Below are 17016 nucleotides of genomic sequence, written 5' to 3'. Positions count from 1 at the left end.
GGGCCCCGGGGACAACGGCGTCCCCGGGGCCTTTCCGTGTCTCCGCGAGGCGCTCAGGCCAGTTCGCGGCGGAAGAACTCCAGCTCCAGCGCCATCAGCTTCTCGCGCGTGCCGCCCGGGGTCATGTGGGTGACGCCCGGCAGGGCCAGCAGCTGGTGCGGGCGGCCCGCGTCCGTCAGGGCCCGGGACAGGCGCAGGGTGTGGGAGGGGTGGACGTTGTCGTCGGCCAGGCCCGTGCTGAGGAGCAGGGGACGGGTCAGCTTCGGTGCGTCCGGGATCAGGGAGTCGCGCTCGTACACCTCCGGGTGCTCCTGGGGCAGGCCCAGGTAGCGCTCGGTGTACGCGGTGTCGTAGTGGCGGAAGTCGGTGGGCGCGGCCCCGGCCGCCGCCGCGTGGAAGACGTCCGGGCGGCGCAGCACCGCCATGGCCGCGAGGTAGCCGCCGTAGGACCAGCCGCGGATGCCGACCCGGCCGAGGTCGAGATCGGGGTGGCGGGCGCCGAGCGCGCGGAGGGCCGCGACCTGGTCCTCCAGGGTCACCTCGGAGAAGCCGCGGTACATGGCGTGCGTGTGGGCCGGGGAGACGTACGCGGTCCCGCGGTTGTCGACGGTCACCACGGCGAAACCCTGGTCGGCCCACCACTGGCGGGCCTGCCAGCGGCGCGGTTCGGAGCTGACGTCCTGCGCGCCGGGGCCGCCGTAGCTGTCCATCAGTACGGGCAGCCGTCGGCCGGGAACATGACCGCGGGGGAGGACCAGGGCGGTGGGCAGGCCGTGCTCGGTCACCCGCTCCAGGAGCGGGACCACCCGGTGGGGCAGCGGCTCGGACAGGTCCGCGGGGGAGAACTCCCGCCCGTCCGCGGTGCGTACGGTGCGCCGGATCCCGTCCGCGTCGGCCGAGGTCAGCAGCAGGGTCCCGGCCGAGGCCAGGGCGGAGTGCACCCCGGGCCCGTCGGCGAGCGGGGTCCGCTTCCCGGTGACGGGGTCGATCAGCAGCACCTGCTGGTCGGCGGGGTCGCTCTGGGCGGCCTCGACGAGCAGGGAGCCGGCGTGGATCCCGGCGACGCGGCGGATCTGGATGTCCTCGCCGGTGAGCAGCACACCGCCGACGGCGAGCGCGCGGGCGGCTCCGTTCGGGGTGTCGGCGCCGGTCAGCATCCGCCCGTCGGGGAGCCGGGCCGGGGTGCCGGGTAGCAGCGGGTCCACCCAGCGGGGGTGCACGGTGCGGGAGAGCTCCCGGGTGCGGCCGGTGGCGGGGTCGGCGGAGAGCAGCAGGACGCGCTGCTGGAGGCGGTCCTGGACGGTGAGCAGGATCTCCGTCTGCGACTCCCAGCCCGCGTCGGAGACGTACGGGTAGGTCCCGGAGTCCCAGTCGAGCCGTATCCGCTCCCCGGCCTGGCCCAGGACCCAGAGCTGGACGTCGGCGTTGGGCCCGCCCGCCTCGGGGTAGGCGAAGTCCTCGGGCGGCAGCTCGGGGTGGGCCGGATCGGCGAAGTGGCGCCGCTGGAGGCGCGATTCGTCGACCCGGGCGGCGAGCAGGGCGGTCCCGTCCGGCGACCACCAGTGGGCCCGGGCCCTGCCCAGCTCCTCGGCGGCGGCGAACTCGGCCACGCCCCAGCGGGCCCCGTCGTCGGGGCTGACGCGGCCGCCGGGGGAGACGTACAGGGCGTCGTCGCTGACGTACGCGGTGCGGGTGCCGTCGGCGTTGGGCCGCGGGTCCCAGGCCGGGCCCTCGGCCGGGATCTCCTCGGGCGCGCCGGAACCGGCCGGGTCGACCCCGTACAGCCGTCCGTACAGCGCGAAGGCGGCGCGCAGGCCGTCCCCGGAGAGCGCGTACGAGCCGATGCCGGCGGCGACGAGCCGGATCCGCTCGCGCAGCCGGCGCTCGGCGGTGGGCAGGGGGCCCGGCTCCGGGCACAGTTCGCGGGGGTCGGCAAGCCGCGTTTCGGTTCCGGTGGCGGTGTCGAGCACCCACAGAGCGTCGAAGGCGTCGGTGGGACCCTCCGAGCGGAGGAACCAGAGCAGCCGCCCGTCGTCCCCGAAGGAGAAGGCGCGCGGGGCTCCGTGCGTGAACCGGGCCGTTTCGGCGGAGAGCCTGAGGAAGTCGTCCATGAATGTAGTTTGACATGTGAAATGGCACTGCCCCGGCTCTCCGGCCCAGGTTTGCGACGCCCGGGACTGGGCCGTTCGAGTGGTGACCCCGTAGGAGCGGGCTTAGCGTCGAAAGGGTGGACGCGAACGCATCGGCCAACACCAAGAGGACCGACGGCAAGGTCCGAGGGAGCGGAAACGGACTCGCGCTGTTCGTCATCGCCTCCTGCCAGCTCATGGTGGTCCTCGACATCACCATCGTGAACATCGCGCTGCCGCACATCCAGACCGCGCTCCACTTCTCCACCGAGAGCCTGTCCTGGGTCGTCAACGCCTACACCCTCGCCTTCGGCGGCCTGCTGCTCCTCGGCGGCCGGACGGGCGACATCCTCGGCCGCAAACGCGTCTTCATCTTCGGCGTCCTGCTCTTCGGACTGGCCTCCCTGCTCGGCGGACTCGCCCAGAACGAGGGCCAGTTGCTGGCGGCCCGGGCCCTGCAGGGGGTCGGCGGCGCCGTCGCCTCCCCGACCGCGCTCGCCCTGATCACCACCACCTTCCGGGAAGGCCCGGCCCGCAACCGGGCGTTCGGCGTGTTCGCGGGCGTCTCCGCCGCCGGCGGCGCCATCGGGCTCCTCGCGGGCGGCATCCTCGTCGAATGGCTCAACTGGCGCTGGGTGTTCTTCGTCAACGTCCCCATCGCCGTGCTGATCGCCGTGCTGGCCAGGAGGGTGATCCACGAGTCCGAACGCCGCCCCGGACACTTCGACCTCGCCGGTGCGCTGCTGTCCACCACGGGCATGGTCGCGCTCGTGTACGGCTTCATCCGAGCCAGCCAGGACGGCTGGCGCGACCCCGTCACGCTCGGATCCTTCGGCGCCGCCGTGGTCCTGCTGACCCTCTTCATCCTCAACGAGCGCCGCTCGCCGCAGCCGATCACCCCGCTGCACATGTTCGCCGACCGCAACCGGGCCGGGACCTACGGGATCATGCTGATGCTCGCCTGCGCGATCTTCGGCATGTTCTTCTTCCTCACCCTGTTCGTGCAGATCGTGCTCGGCTTCAGCCCGCTCCAGGCCGGCCTCGCCTTCCTGCCGGTGAGCGCGATCATCGCCGTGGGCGCCGGCCTCACCTCGCAGCTCCTCCCGAAGTTCGGGCCCAAGCCCTTCATGGTCACCGGCGCGCTGTGCACGGCCGCCGGACTCGCCTGGCTGACGCAGACCGACATCCACTCGACGTACCTGGGCAGCATCCTCGGCCCGCTGCTCGTCTTCGGCCTCGGCATGGGCCTGCAGTTCGTGTCCCTGACCCTGATGGCCCTGTCCAACGTCCCCGAACGGGAGTCGGGCGCGGCCTCCGGCCTGCTCAACTCGATGCAGCAGATCGGCGGTTCGCTCGGCCTGTCGATCCTGGTGACGGTCTTCGGCACGGCCAGCCGCAACGAGGCGAGGGAGCAGGCGCCGGTCTTCCTGCGCAGTGCCACCCCCGAACAGCTGCTCCAGTTCCGGCGCACGGGGCAGTACCCGAAGCCGTGGAGCGACCAGGTGCTCACCTCGGGCATCAGCGCGGCCTTCGTGGTGGCGGCCGTGTTCACCCTGGTCGGTGCGCTGATCGCGCTGCTCGTCATCCAGGTCCGCCCCTCGGACCTGGCGCGGCTCCAGGGCAACCACGCGCCGACGAGCGCATAGGCGGCAAGGCGGCAGTCGGTGGGCAGCAGGCGGCCCTGACGCGGCCCCGAGGCGGTCCTACGGTTGCAGGAGCGTCCGGAGCCGGACGGCGTCCGCCCGGGTGGTCATCCGCAGCGACAGCCAGGAGCCGTCCGCGAACAGCAGGTCCACCCGCGCCGGGCGGCGCAGGAGCGGGGCCAGTGGACGCAAGGAGCAGGCGGCCGACCGGCTCTCCCGGGCCGGGTCCCCGCGACCCCAGGGCGGCCGCACCGTGATCTTGCCCGGGGTCGCGGTGAAGGTGCCGCGCGGGCCCCGGGTCTCGGCGTGCCAGCGCGTCCAGTGGAAGGCGTGCAGGGCCAGCGCGAGCCGGCCGGCCTCGCTGCCCCAGCCGCCGCGCAGGGCCGGACCGTGGAAGAGCCGCCCGATCAGCCGGGCGGCCCGTTCGAACGGATCGAGGAGCGCGGCCACCGCGTCGGCGAGGTCGTCGGGCAGCGCCTTCAGGAACCGGACGAGGAAGAAGTCGCCGATCCTCCGCGGCAGCGGCGCCCGCGCCGGCGACCCGGGCAGCAGTGCACGCGCGGGCCGCCGTACATAGGTGGACAAACGGCCTGGAATCTCCTCGTCCATCCGGCCATGATGGCCGGGCGCCCTCAGCCTTCCAAGCTCCTCACCCGGCAGCGCGTCGGGCCCTGCGTGACCAGGGTGATGCCCGCGCTCACCGGGATGTCGGTGTCCACCGCCTCGAACTCGTACGCCCGCAGGATCATGGCCAGCGCGATCACCGACTCCAGCATCGAGAAGTGCTGCCCGATGCAGGCGCGCGGACCACCCCCGAAGGGGAACCACGCGTAGCGCGGACGCCCGGCCTCCGCCTCCGGGGTGAAGCGCTCGGGGTCGAAACGCTCCGGATCCGGCCAGTGGTCGGGGTGGCGGTGCGTCACCCACGGCGCGAGTATCACGTTCGCGCCGGCGGGGATGGTGTGCCCCGCGATCTCGGTGGCGGCGACGGCGTTGCGGCCGATGACCGGGGCGGCCGGATAGAGCCGCATGGCCTCCTTGAGCACCTGGGTGAGGTACGGGAGCCGGTCCAGGTCGGCCGCCTCGGGCGTACGGTCGCCGAGCACCCGGGTGATCTCCTCGCGGGCCCGGCGCTGCTGCTCAGGGTGGCGGGCCAGCAGGTGGAGGGTGAAGGCCAGGGAGGTGGCGGTGGTCTCGTGCCCGGCGAGCAGGAAGATCAGCACCTGGTCGCGCAGCTCGGAGGCGTCGAACTCCCCGTCGTCCGAGCTCCTGGCGGCGGCGAGCAGGCTCAGCAGGTCCTTGGCCTCCCCCTGCTCCGAGTCCGCCGCCCGCCGCCGCCCGGAGATGATCTCGTCGCAGACCCCGTACAGCTCCTCCATCGCCGCGGCCGCCCGCCGGTTGCCCGGACTGGGCCAGGCGCGCGGGATGTTGACGGGGGAGTACCCGCGGCGCAGCACGTAGTCGGTGATGACCGGAAAGCACCGGTCGACGACGTCGACGGTGGCCTCGACGTCCGTGCCGAAGAGGATCCGGGCGACCGCGCGCAGGGCGAGGTGCATCATCTCCTCGGACACGTCGACCACCCCGTCGGCGGCCTCCTTCCACGCCTTGATCACCGACTCGGTCTCGGAGGCGACGGCCCCGGCGTACCCGTCCACCCGCCGCTTGGTGAAGAGCGGCTGGACCAGTCGGCGCTGACGCAGGTAGTCCTCGTCCTGGCTGGTCAGCAGTCCGTTGCCGAAGGACGCCCGGATCTCCTGGTAGAAGGGGTTGTCCTTGCGGAAGTTGGCCGACTGCGTGGCGAGCACCTGCTGTGCCCCCTCGGCCGAGAACACGCAGTACAACTCGGCGCGCAGCCCGGGCGGGCCGACGCTGACCCGTACGACGTCACCGTGCTCGCGCTGCGCCCGCAGATAGGTGCCGAGTGCATCCGTCTTCAGGTCGAAGAGCGATCCGACCACGGGCACCCCCGCGAGCACGGGGATCTCCCTCCCCGCCCCTGCCTGCGCCGTACTCACTGCCATGGCCGCCCCCCTCGTCCGTACCGACGTCCCGATTCTGCCGTTCCCCCGCCGCACATGGCGAGTGCCGCCTCCCGCGAGGCCGAATACCGGCCAGGGGCCTCACCTCGCGTCCCGCGCGATCTGCTCCATCTCGGCCTCCACGAAGGCGAGTTCCTCTTCCCGCCCCATGAGCTCCAGCTGCTCCCGGTAGCGCCCCAGCGCGCCGACGAGCAACGACTCCCAGCCCGCCTCCGCCGCGCACATCCGCCGCGCGGCGGCGACGCCTTCGGCCCGCAGCGCCAGCGCGATGTCCGGGCGGTGGGCGAACTCCAAGCGGCTGTACTCGTACAGGGCCGGAGCCAGCAGGGGCAGGTACGCGAGCGGACTGACGTGCACGAGGGTGCGGTAGGCGGCGACCTGATGCCGGATCGGCAGTACCCCGGACCCGAGGAGGGCGACCCGGGCTCGCAGGACCTCGTCGTGGCTGATGTTCCCCGTGTGATTCATGACGCCGATTCTGAAAGCCGCAAGGGGGGTCTCACCAGGGCAAACGGCTATGCCGTTCGTCCTACGAAAAACCCCGCCGAGCTGTCATGATTGATACGTCATCACCCCTCGGCCCGGCAGCGGTTCACCCGGCCGGGCAGATCAGCAGCCCCAGCGCTGGCCCACGTTGCTGTCGTGACGGCATTAGATCGTGCGGCCGTTGGCGTCGCGGCCGGACGTGCCGACATCGGCCTTCCGGCATATCTGTCCCGCCTTGCAGCAGTTCCCGGCGTTGGAACGGGGGTAGCGGTCGGAGGACGCCTCGGTGGGCTCGGGCGGGGGTGCCTGGGTGCGGGTCCGAGCGGGCGCCGGCGGTGCGGGGGCCGGGGCGGCCTTGGTGGGAGCCGGCGCCTCGACGGCGGGCGGAGGCGGCGGCGTCGTGGTGGGAGCGGCGCTGGGGGTGGAGCCGGCACTCGGACTCGACGCCGGGGTGGGGCTGCTGCTCGCGCTCGCGCCCGCGGTGGCGCCGATGCTCGGGGTTGCTCGCGGGGTGGCCGGCGACACCCCTTGGTGGTCCCTGTGGCGTGCGGGGCGGCCCGACCGCGTCGGAGAGTCGCATGCACCGCGCCCGCGATCCTCCGCGATCCTCCGCGAACATGGCGCCGCAAGCCGGTGTGGCATGGATTGCCGCATCCCGATATGCTGACTGTTCGTCAGTTGATCACCGGAACAACCTCTTCAGATCTGAGGATCCACGGGCTACCGTCCCCGCCCTCAGCTCCAGGAAGGAACATCCGCGTGAGATCCATTTCCCGTGCCGTCGGCGCGTCCGCAGTCGCCCTGGCCCTCGCCGTCACCGTCGCGCCCGTGGCCGCCCACGCCGCGATCACCGCACCCGCGCAGACCGTGTCCGCCACCAGCGCCCCGGCCCGCGTCCTGTCCGTCCCCGGGCTCGTCAACGCCCGCGACCTCGGCGGCTACACCACGTACGACGGCAAGACCACCAAGTGGGGCACCGTCTACCGCACCGAGACCCTCTCCAAGCTCACCCCCGACGGCGTCAACGCCCTCGGCGCGCTCGGTCTCGGGAAGGTCATCGACCTGCGCACCGGCCCGGAGATCTCCGCCGACGGCACCGACAGGCTCCCGGCCGGCGTGACCCCGGTGGCCCGTCCCGTCGACGACACCTCCCTCTTCGCCTTCATCGGCGGTGTGGTCCGCTCCAAGGACCCCGTCTACCAGCAGGCGCAGCTCGGCAACGGGGCCGCGGAGGAGCGCATGCGCACCCTCTACAAGGGTTTCGTCACCAACCCCGCCAACCGTGCCGCGCTCGGCGCCGCGATCAAGGACGTCGCCAACTCGACGAAACCGGTCGCGTTCCACTGCTCGGCGGGCAAGGACCGCACCGGCGTCCTCGCGGACACGATCCTGCGCGCCGTCGGCGTCCCCGCGGCCACCTCGGAGCAGGACTACCTCCTCTCCAACACCCTGCGGGCCGCGACGGACAAGGCCCTGCGCGACCAGGTGAAGGCGGCCGGGTACATGCAGGACCCGGATCTGCTGATCCCGCTCCAGGAGGTGCGCAGCGAGTACCTCGCCGCCTTCCGCGACCAGGCGGTGGCCGACTACGGCAGCTTCGGCGCCTTCCTGACCGACGGCCTCGGCCTGACCCCGTCGGACCTGCTCAAACTGCGCTCCCGCACCGTCTCCTGACCCGCGCGACGCCAAAGCCCCGCCCGCGCGCCGACCGGCGTGACCGAGGGCCCGCCACCCCCGTAACGGGTGGCGGGCCCCCGGCCGGGCGGAGCCGCTCCGCTGCCGACGGGCCGTCAGCGGCGTGGGACCCCGCGTCTCTAGATGTCTCGGAAGATCTCGATCTGGGCGCCCACCGAGTTGAGGCGTTCGGCCAGTTCCTCGTAGCCGCGGTTGATCACGTAGACGTTGCGGAGCACCGACGTGCCCTCGGCCGCCATCATCGCCAGGAGGACGACCACCGCCGGGCGCAGGGCCGGGGGGCACATCATCTCGGCCGCGCGCCAGCGGGTCGGGCCTTCCACCAGGACGCGGTGCGGGTCCAGGAGCTGGAGGCGGCCGCCCAGGCGGTTCAGGTCCGTGAGGTAGATCGCGCGGTTGTCGTACACCCAGTCGTGGATGAGGGTCTGGCCCTGCGCCACGGCGGCGATGGCCGCGAAGAACGGGACGTTGTCGATGTTCAGCCCGGGGAACGGCATCGGGTGGATCTTGTCGATCGGGGCTTCGAGCTTCGACGGGCGGACCGTGAGGTCGACCAGGCGGGTGCGGCCGTTGTCCGCGTTGTACTCCGCGGAGCGGTCGTGGTCCAGGCCCATCTCCTCCAGGACCGCGAGCTCGATCTCCATGAACTCGATCGGGACCCGGCGGATGGTGAGTTCGGACTCGGTGACGACGGCGGCGGCCAGCAGGCTCATCGCCTCGACCGGGTCCTCGGAGGGGGAGTAGTCGACGTCCACGTCGATGTTCGGGACGCCGTGGACGGTGAGGGTGGTCGTGCCGATGCCCTCGACCTTCACGCCCAGCGCCTCCAGGAAGAAGCACAGGTCCTGGACCATGTAGTTGGACGAGGCGTTGCGGATGACGGTGACGCCCTCGTGGCGGGCCGCGGCCAGCAGCGCGTTCTCGGTGACCGTGTCTCCGCGCTCGGTCAGGACGATCGGGCGGTCGGGGCTGACGCCGGGCTCGACCTTGGCGTGGTAGATGCCCTCGGTCGCGGTGATGTCCAGGCCGAAGCGGCGCAGGGCGATCATGTGGGGCTCGATGGTGCGCGTGCCGAGGTCGCAGCCGCCGGCGTAGGGCAGGCGGAAGCGGTCCATGCGGTGGAGCAGGGGGCCGAGGAACATGATGATGCTGCGGGTGCGGCGGGCCGCGTCCGCGTCCATGGCGTCCATGTCCAGGCGGGCCGGCGGGACGAGCTCCAGGTCCACGCCGTCGTTGATCCAGCGGGTGCGGACGCCGATGGAGTTCAGGACCTCCAGGAGGCGGTAGACCTCCTCGATGCGGGCCACGCGGCGCAGCACCGTACGGCCCTTGTTGAGCAGCGACGCGCACAGCAGGGCGACGCACGCGTTCTTGCTCGTCTTGACGTCGATGGCGCCGGACAGACGGCGCCCCCCGACGACCCTCAGGTGCATCGGGCCGGCGTAACCGAGGGACACGATCTCGCTGTCGAGCGCCTCGCCGATCCGGGCGATCATCTCAAGGCTGATGTTCTGGTTGCCGCGCTCGATCCGGTTCACGGCGCTCTGGCTGGTGCCCAGGGCGTCTGCGAGTTGACTCTGTGTCCAGCCCCGGTGTTGCCGGGCGTCACGAATGAGCTTGCCGATGCGTACGAGGTAATCGTCTGCCATGGGTGCACCGTATCTCAGATATGAGATGTTGATCGCGACGGGTGTGGCATTTGGGTGTTATTGAGTGTCAGGTCCCATAGTGGGGCCGCTCGTGGCGTGATGCTCGACGAGCCGGCCGAGGAGCCGGACGAGCTGCTCGCGCTCCTGTGCGGACAGTGGGGAGAGGAACTCCTCCTGGGTGGCGTCGAGCAGGTGTTCCAGCTTGTGGAGCCGCCGTCGGCCGAGCGGCGTGAGGGTGATGACGTTGCGCCTGCGGTCGGCGGGGTCGGGGGCCCGCTCCACCAGTTCGCGCCCGGCCAGTTCGTTGAGGACGCCGACGAGGTCGCTGGTGTGGATGCCGGTCCGAGTGCTCAACGCCGCCTGGCTCACCGGCCCGGATTCCTCCAGTGCGACCAATACCGCGTAATGCCATTTATGGGCATCTGCCCTGCCGAGGCTTTCCGTCACCAGCCGCTGCGCGTGGGTCGAGGCCTGGGCCAGCAACCGGCTGGGGAGCTCGCGCAGGCGCGCCGGGACGGCCTCGTTCTCGTGCGTGGTCATGGGGTGATGTTAGCCATTGCGTTGGTGGCACCAACGGTTTACATTCGTTCGTGCCACCAATGTTAGTCGCCCAAACGAATAGTGAAAGGGGCCTCCCATGGCCACGATCGACGTGCTCGACTCGACGATGTACTACGAGGAAGCGGGTGACCCCGCAGGCGTTCCGTTCGTCTTCCTGCACGGCAACCCCACCTCCTCGTACCTGTGGCGCGGCGTGCTGCCCCGGATCGAGGGTCCGGTCCGCGTCCTCGCCCTGGACCTCATCGGCATGGGCCGCTCCGGCAAGCCCGGCGGTGAGTACCGCTTCGCCGACCACGCCCGTTACCTGGACGCCTGGTTCGAGGCCCTCGGGCTGGAGCGGGTCGTCCTGGTCGGCCAGGACTGGGGCGGGGCGCTCGCGTTCGACTGGGCCGCCCGCCACCCCGGGCGGGTCCTCGGGACCGCCTTCATGGAGACGATCCTGCGACCGATGAGCTGGGACGAGTACTCGCCCGAGGGGCGCGCCCGGTTCGAGGCGATCCGCGCGCCGGGCGTGGGGGAGGAGATGGTGCTGGAGCGGAACCTCTTCATCGAGGACAGCATCGGCAGGACGATGATGCGCTCCCTGAGCGAGGCCGACCACGCCGTCTATGCCGCCCCCTACCCCACCCCCGAGAGCCGGCTCCCGATGCTCCGCTGGGCCCGCTCGCTGCCGATCGACGGCGACCCGGCGGACGTGGTCGCCGTGGTCGAGCGGTACGACGCCTGGCTGGCCGACAGCCCGGAGGTGCCCAAGCTGCTGCTCACCTTCGACGGCGGGCCCGTGCTGATGGTCGGGCCCGAGCGCATCGCCTGGTGCGAGGAGAACGTCTCCGCGCTGGAGACCGAGTACTGCGGGCGGGCCGCCCACCTCTGCCCGGAGGACCGGCCCGAGGAGATCGCCGCCGCGGTCAACTCCTGGGCGAAGCGGCACGACCTCCTCGGGTGACCCGGACGGCGAAATCCGTACGATGACCGCGTGCCAGGACCCGCCGTCGCCCCGCCCCGGGTGCCCGTGATCCCCTTCGGGCCTTCCGCCGGTCCGCGCGGGCGGGGATCCCGCGTACGCGCGGAGCGATCCGCCCGTGACCACCGTCACCCCGGACCCGGAGCGGACGGGCGCATCCCCGAGGTCCGCGCTGGTCGCGATGGTGGATCCGGGGCAAGCGGAAGCGGCCGGTCGGCTGACCGTCCCGGCGGGCCCCGGGGTGCGTGCCTCGTCCTCGCCCCCGGACATGTACTAGAGTTATCTCGACATCGAGATATCTGCCGAAGGCGAACCGCAGCCGCCCCCGCTGGTAAGGGTTACCTAACTTAGCCTTACCTCAGCGGATTGGCCAAGGGGCGTGGCGGCAGGATGCGGTAATTACGCGCGAATTCATGCATGAAGGAGACTGTCGTGTCGGCGAACAGCTTCGACGCCCGCAGCACGCTGCAGGTGGGCGACGAGTCGTACGAGATCTTCCGGCTGGACAAGGTCGAGGGCGCCGCGCGCCTTCCCTACAGCTTGAAGGTCCTGCTGGAGAACCTGCTCCGCACCGAGGACGGCGCGAACATCACCGCCGACCACATCCGGGCGCTCGGCGGCTGGGACTCCCAGGCCCAGCCCAGCCAGGAGATCCAGTTCACGCCGGCCCGCGTGATCATGCAGGACTTCACCGGCGTTCCCTGCGTCGTGGACCTCGCCACCATGCGCGAGGCCGTGAAGGCCCTCGGCGGCGACCCGGCGAAGATCAACCCGCTCTCGCCCGCCGAGATGGTCATCGACCACTCGGTCATCGCCGACAAGTTCGGCACGGCCGACGCGTTCGCCCAGAACGTGGAGCTGGAGTACGGCCGCAACAAGGAGCGCTACCAGTTCCTGCGCTGGGGCCAGACCGCCTTCGACGACTTCAAGGTCGTCCCCCCGGGCACCGGCATCGTCCACCAGGTCAACATCGAGCACCTGGCCCGTACCGTCATGGTCCGTAACGGCCAGGCGTACCCCGACACCCTCGTCGGCACCGACTCGCACACCACCATGGTCAACGGCCTCGGCGTGCTCGGCTGGGGCGTCGGCGGCATCGAGGCCGAGGCCGCGATGCTCGGCCAGCCGGTCTCCATGCTGATCCCGCGCGTCGTCGGCTTCAAGCTGACCGGCGAGCTGCCGACCGGCACCACCGCCACCGACCTGGTGCTCACCATCACCGAGATGCTGCGCAAGCACGGCGTCGTCGGCAAGTTCGTCGAGTTCTACGGTGAGGGCGTCGCCGCCACCTCCCTCGCGAACCGCGCCACCATCGGCAACATGTCGCCGGAGTTCGGCTCCACCGCCGCGATCTTCCCGATCGACGACGAGACCCTGAAGTACCTGCGCCTGACGGGCCGCGACGCCCAGCAGGTCGCGCTGGTCGAGGCGTACGCCAAGGAGCAGGGCCTGTGGCTGGACCCGGCCGCCGAGCCGGACTTCTCCGAGAAGCTGGAGCTCGACCTCTCCACGGTCGTCCCCTCCATCGCCGGCCCGAAGCGCCCGCAGGACCGCATCGTCCTCGCGAACGCCGCGCAGCAGTTCGCCCAGGACGTGCGCAACTACGTCGACGACGTGGACGAGGCGGGCAAGGAGTCCTTCCCGGCCTCCGACGCCCCGGCGAACCACCCCAACGGCGCCCCCTCGAAGCCGACCCGGGTCACCCTGGCCGACGGCACCTCCTTCGAGATCGACCACGGCGCCGTCACCGTCGCCGCGATCACCTCCTGCACCAACACCTCGAACCCCTACGTCATGGTCGCCGCGGCGCTCGTGGCCAAGAAGGCGGTCGAGAAGGGCCTGTCCCGCAAGCCGTGGGTCAAGACCACCCTGGCCCCGGGCTCGAAGGTCGTCACCGACTACTTCGACAAGGCCGGCCTGACCCCGTACCTCGACAAGATGGGCTTCAACCTCGTCGGGTACGGCTGCACCACCTGCATCGGCAACTCCGGTCCGCTGGACGAGGAGATCTCGAAGGCGATCAACGAGCACGACCTCGCGGTCACCTCGGTGCTCTCCGGCAACCGCAACTTCGAGGGCCGCATCAACCCCGACGTCAAGATGAACTACCTGGCCTCCCCGCCGCTGGTCGTCGCGTACGCCATCGCGGGCTCCATGAAGGTGGACATCACCAAGGACGCCATCGGCACCGACACCGAGGGCAAGCCGGTCTTCCTCAAGGACATCTGGCCCTCCGAGGCCGAGGTCAACGACGTCGTGGCGAACGCCATCGGCGAGGACATGTTCTCCAAGTCCTACCAGGACGTCTTCGCGGGCGACGCCCAGTGGCAGGCGCTGTCGATCCCGACCGGCAACACCTTCGAGTGGGACCCGCAGTCCACCTACGTCCGCAAGCCCCCTTACTTCGAGGGCATGACGATGGAGACCACCCCGGTCTCCGACATCGCCGGCGCGCGCGTGCTGGCGAAGCTGGGCGACTCGGTCACCACCGACCACATCTCCCCGGCCGGTGCGATCAAGGCCGACACCCCGGCCGGCAAGTACCTCACCGAGCACGGCGTCGAGCGCCGCGACTTCAACTCGTACGGTTCCCGCCGCGGCAACCACGAGGTCATGATCCGCGGTACGTTCGCCAACATCCGCCTGCGCAACCAGATCGCGCCGGGCACCGAGGGCGGCTTCACCCGCGACTTCACCGTCGAGGGCGCGCCGGTCTCCTTCATCTACGACGCCTCCCAGAACTACCAGGCCGCCGGCATCCCGCTGGTCATCCTGGCGGGCAAGGAGTACGGCTCCGGCTCCTCCCGCGACTGGGCGGCCAAGGGCACCGCGCTGCTCGGCGTCAAGGCCGTCATCGCCGAGTCCTACGAGCGCATCCACCGCTCCAACCTGATCGGCATGGGCGTCCTGCCCCTGCAGTTCCCCGAGGGCGCCACCGCGGCCTCCCTGGGCCTCACCGGCGAGGAGACCTTCTCCTTCACCGGTGTGGAGGAGCTGAACAACGGCACCACCCCCCGCACGGTCAAGGTGACCACCGACACCGGTGTCTCCTTCGACGCGGTCGTCCGCATCGACACCCCCGGTGAGGCGGACTACTACCGCAACGGCGGCATCATGCAGTACGTGCTGCGCAACCTCATCCGCGGCTAGTCGCCACGGAGCAGGGCGGCACCCGAGGGCCGTATCCCCGTCAAGGGGGTACGGCCCTTCCGCTTGTGCCCGGCCGGTCCAGATGACGGACAGGTCTCAACTCGGAAAAGCTGGCCGCCATCCGTGTGCATGATCTTGCTCACACGAGCGGAAGTGGACTATACCTGTGCGCGTCCGGATCACCGCGGGACAAGCGGCCCGGACCCGGGGGATGGGCGGGGACCTGCGGCGATGTCCGCATGCACGGCAACCGCCGTGACTTCCGGCCTCCTTCACACTTCTGACGAAGGCGAGGACATGAGCATGGGATCCACGGGTGAAGGCCTCGGACGCCGCGATCTGATCAAGCGCTCCGCAGCACTCGGACTTATCACGGTGCCGACGATGAGCTTCCTGTCCGCCTGCGCCTCCGGCGGCGACGCGTCCACCAAGGGCCCGGACAAGGGCGTCGTCTCCAAGGAGAACCCCTTCGGCCTGGCCAAGGGCGGCAAGGTGGACGTGGTCGTCTTCAAGGGCGGGTTCGGCGACGACTACGCGAAGGCCTGGGAGGCCGCCTTCGACAAGAAGTGGGGCACCACCAGCTCCCACCTGGGCACCCAGGAGATCACCTCCAAGCTCCAGCCCCGCTTCAACGGTGGCACGCCGCCGGACGTCGTCGACGACTCGGGCGCCCAGCAGATCAAGCTCGACGTGCTCGCCAAGAGCAACCAGCTCGCCGACCTGACGGCCGTCCTGGACGCGCCCTCGCTCGACGACCCCACCAAGAAGGTCCGGGACACCCTCGTCGAAGGCGCGTACGAGCAGGGTCTGCTCGGCGGCAAGTTCGTCGCCCTCAAGTACGTGTACGCCGTGTTCGGCTTCTGGTACTCGGGCAAGCTCTTCAAGGAGAAGGGGTGGGCCCCGCCCAAGACCTGGGACGAGTTCCTCGCCGTCTGCGCCAAGGCCAAGGAGGCGGGCATCGGCGGCCTCGCCCACCAGGGCAAGTACCCGTACTACATCAACGTCGTCATCATGGACCTCATCGCCAAGAAGGGCGGCATGGACGCCGTCAAGGCGATCGACAACCTCGAACCCAACGCCTTCGAGGGCAACCCGGCCGCCCTCGCCGCGGTCGAGGCCGTCTACGAGGTGGTCGAGAAGGGCCTGCTGATGCCGGGCACCAACGGCCTCACCCACACGGAGTCCCAGACCGCCTGGAACCAGTACAAGGCCGCCTTCATCCCCTCTGGTTCCTGGCTGGAGAACGAGCAGCTGAAGCAGACCCCGGACGACTTCGACATGAAGTTCCTGCCGGTTCCCCTGCTCGCCGACAGCAAGCTCCCGCTGGAGGCCATCCGGGCCGGTGTGGACGAGCCCTTCATCGTCCCGGAGAAGGCCGCCAACAAGGCCGCCGGCCTGGAGTTCCTCCGCTCGATGCTGTCCCGCGAGTGGTCTACGATCTTCGCCCAGCAGGCCAACTCCCTCACGGTCGTCAAGGACGGCGTGGACCCGAGCGTCAAGCTCCGGCCGGGCACCCAGTCCGCGGTGGAGGCCCTCAAGGCGGCCGGCAGCAACACCTTCGCCTACCGCTACCCCGACTGGTACAGCGAGATGGACACCGAGATCCAGAACGCGTCCAATGAGCTGATGGCCCAGCGGATCCAGCCGAAGGAATGGATCAAGCGGGCCCAGGCTGCGGTAGACAAGGCGGCCAAGGACCCGAACGCCAAGAACAACAAGCGCAGCTGACCACCCAGGGGACGGACACCATGAGCCACGTAGCCCAGGGGAGAAGGAAGGGCGGTTTCATCGCCGCCTTCCTCTTCGCACCCCTCGCGCTGTACCTGACCTTCGTGATCTGGCCGTACGTACAGACGTTCGGTTACTCCTTCACCAACTGGACCGGGCAGTCGCCGACGTTCGACTTCGTCGGCGTGGACAACTACTCGGCCCTGCTGGACGACGAGGTCTTCCGCGGCGCGCTCTGGCACAACCTGCTGCTCGTGGTGTTCGTCCCCGTGATCACCATCCTGCTCGCCCTCTTCTTCGCCTTCATGGTGAACGCGGGAGGGCGCGGCGGGGCCGGCGGGGTCCAGGGAGTCGCCGGCTCGCGCCTCTACAAGGTCGTCTACTTCTTCCCGCAGGTCCTCTCCCTGGCCATCCTCGCCGTGCTCTTCGGCGCGATCTACCGGAGCGACGAGGGCGGCCTGCTCAACGGCTTCCTCATCAAGCTCGGCCTGATCTCCCCGCAGCACCCCGTCGAATGGCTCAACGAGCCGGACTTCGTCCTGTGGTGCCTGCTGCTCGTCGTCGTCTGGCACGGCGTCGGCTTCTACCTCGTGCTGTTCTCCGCCGCCATGCAGTCCGTGCCCAAGGACATCTACGAGGCCGCGCTGCTCGACGGTGCCGGACGCGCCCAGACCTTCTTCAGGGTCACGCTGCCCCTGCTGTGGGACTCTGTGCAGACCTCCGCGGTCTACCTCGGCATCGCCGCCATGGACATGTTCGTCCTGGTGGGGACCATGACCTCGGGCCAGTTCGGAGGCGGACCCGACCACCACAGCGAGGTCATGTCGACGGTGCTGATGCGCAACTTCCTCTTCTTCGGCAAGAGCGGCTACGCCTGCGCCATGGGCGTGGTCATGCTGCTCCTGACCATGATCCTCTCCATCACCACGCTGCGCGCCACCCGCCGCGAGCGCATCGAGTTCTGAGCGG

The 17016-nt window shown here is 70.4% G+C and carries 12 protein-coding genes; 6 read left to right on the top strand and 6 right to left on the bottom strand.

Annotation, left to right across the window (positions count from 1 at the left end; translation table 11 throughout):
- Nucleotides 1-53: 53 nt before the first annotated feature.
- A complete protein-coding gene (locus ACZ6Y1_RS12780; protein ID WP_469626938.1) occupies nt 54-2111 on the bottom strand; it encodes a S9 family peptidase in 2058 nt (685 codons plus the stop codon).
- Between the two features lie 116 nt (nt 2112-2227).
- On the opposite strand from ACZ6Y1_RS12780, the gene ACZ6Y1_RS12775 reads away from it, so the two are divergent.
- Entirely contained in the window at nt 2228-3775 is a 1548-nt protein-coding gene (locus tag ACZ6Y1_RS12775; protein ID WP_469626935.1) for an MFS transporter, read from the top strand.
- 57 nt (nt 3776-3832) lie between these two features.
- Here ACZ6Y1_RS12775 and ACZ6Y1_RS12770 read toward each other — a convergent pair whose 3' ends face one another.
- The 3 genes from ACZ6Y1_RS12770 to ACZ6Y1_RS12760 all read right to left on the bottom strand — a co-directional run bounded on the left by ACZ6Y1_RS12770 (nt 3833) and on the right by ACZ6Y1_RS12760 (nt 6282).
- Nucleotides 3833-4381, bottom strand: coding sequence for a hypothetical protein (locus tag ACZ6Y1_RS12770; RefSeq protein WP_469626933.1), 549 nt, complete (start codon nt 4379-4381; stop codon nt 3833-3835).
- Between the two features lie 23 nt (nt 4382-4404).
- On the bottom strand, nt 4405-5796 hold the full coding sequence (locus ACZ6Y1_RS12765) for a cytochrome P450 (protein WP_469626930.1): 1392 nt from the start codon (nt 5794-5796) through the stop codon (nt 4405-4407).
- A gap of 99 nt (nt 5797-5895) precedes the next feature.
- Nucleotides 5896-6282: a hypothetical protein gene (locus tag ACZ6Y1_RS12760; RefSeq protein ID WP_469626926.1), complete on the bottom strand. Its 387-nt coding sequence runs from the start codon at nt 6280-6282 to the stop codon at nt 5896-5898.
- A 777-nt stretch (nt 6283-7059) separates the two neighbouring features.
- Here ACZ6Y1_RS12760 and ACZ6Y1_RS12755 point away from each other — a divergent pair.
- Nucleotides 7060-7974 (top strand): tyrosine-protein phosphatase, encoded by a 915-nt coding sequence (locus tag ACZ6Y1_RS12755; protein ID WP_469626923.1) that lies wholly within the window; start codon nt 7060-7062, stop codon nt 7972-7974.
- A gap of 140 nt (nt 7975-8114) precedes the next feature.
- On the opposite strand, the gene ACZ6Y1_RS12750 is transcribed toward ACZ6Y1_RS12755, so the two are convergent.
- Both ACZ6Y1_RS12750 and ACZ6Y1_RS12745 read right to left on the bottom strand, forming a co-directional pair.
- On the bottom strand, nt 8115-9644 hold the full coding sequence (locus ACZ6Y1_RS12750) for a helix-turn-helix domain-containing protein (RefSeq protein ID WP_469626920.1): 1530 nt from the start codon (nt 9642-9644) through the stop codon (nt 8115-8117).
- A gap of 57 nt (nt 9645-9701) precedes the next feature.
- Nucleotides 9702-10184: a MarR family winged helix-turn-helix transcriptional regulator gene (locus ACZ6Y1_RS12745; RefSeq protein ID WP_469626917.1), complete on the bottom strand. Its 483-nt coding sequence runs from the start codon at nt 10182-10184 to the stop codon at nt 9702-9704.
- Between the two features lie 97 nt (nt 10185-10281).
- Between ACZ6Y1_RS12745 and ACZ6Y1_RS12740 the strand changes: the two genes are divergently transcribed.
- The 4 genes from ACZ6Y1_RS12740 to ACZ6Y1_RS12725 all read left to right on the top strand — a co-directional run bounded on the left by ACZ6Y1_RS12740 (nt 10282) and on the right by ACZ6Y1_RS12725 (nt 17012).
- The gene (locus ACZ6Y1_RS12740; protein ID WP_469626914.1) at nt 10282-11151 is read left to right on the top strand and encodes a haloalkane dehalogenase; all 870 of its coding nucleotides are present in this window, start codon (nt 10282-10284) and stop codon (nt 11149-11151) included.
- A gap of 450 nt (nt 11152-11601) precedes the next feature.
- Complete coding sequence (acnA, locus tag ACZ6Y1_RS12735) at nt 11602-14319, top strand: aconitate hydratase AcnA (RefSeq protein ID WP_469626911.1); 2718 nt, start codon at nt 11602-11604, stop codon at nt 14317-14319.
- 303 nt (nt 14320-14622) lie between these two features.
- Nucleotides 14623-16047 (top strand): N-acetylglucosamine/diacetylchitobiose ABC transporter substrate-binding protein, encoded by a 1425-nt coding sequence (ngcE, locus tag ACZ6Y1_RS12730; protein ID WP_469627458.1) that lies wholly within the window; start codon nt 14623-14625, stop codon nt 16045-16047.
- A 20-nt stretch (nt 16048-16067) separates the two neighbouring features.
- Complete coding sequence (locus ACZ6Y1_RS12725; RefSeq protein ID WP_469626909.1) at nt 16068-17012, top strand: carbohydrate ABC transporter permease; 945 nt, start codon at nt 16068-16070, stop codon at nt 17010-17012.
- Nucleotides 17013-17016: the final 4 nt, after the last annotated feature.

Source organism: Streptomyces sp. NPDC053432 (genome assembly GCF_055585365.1).
The sequence above is the reverse complement of the archived record's forward strand: the minus strand, read 5'-3'. Positions and strand labels throughout refer to the sequence as shown.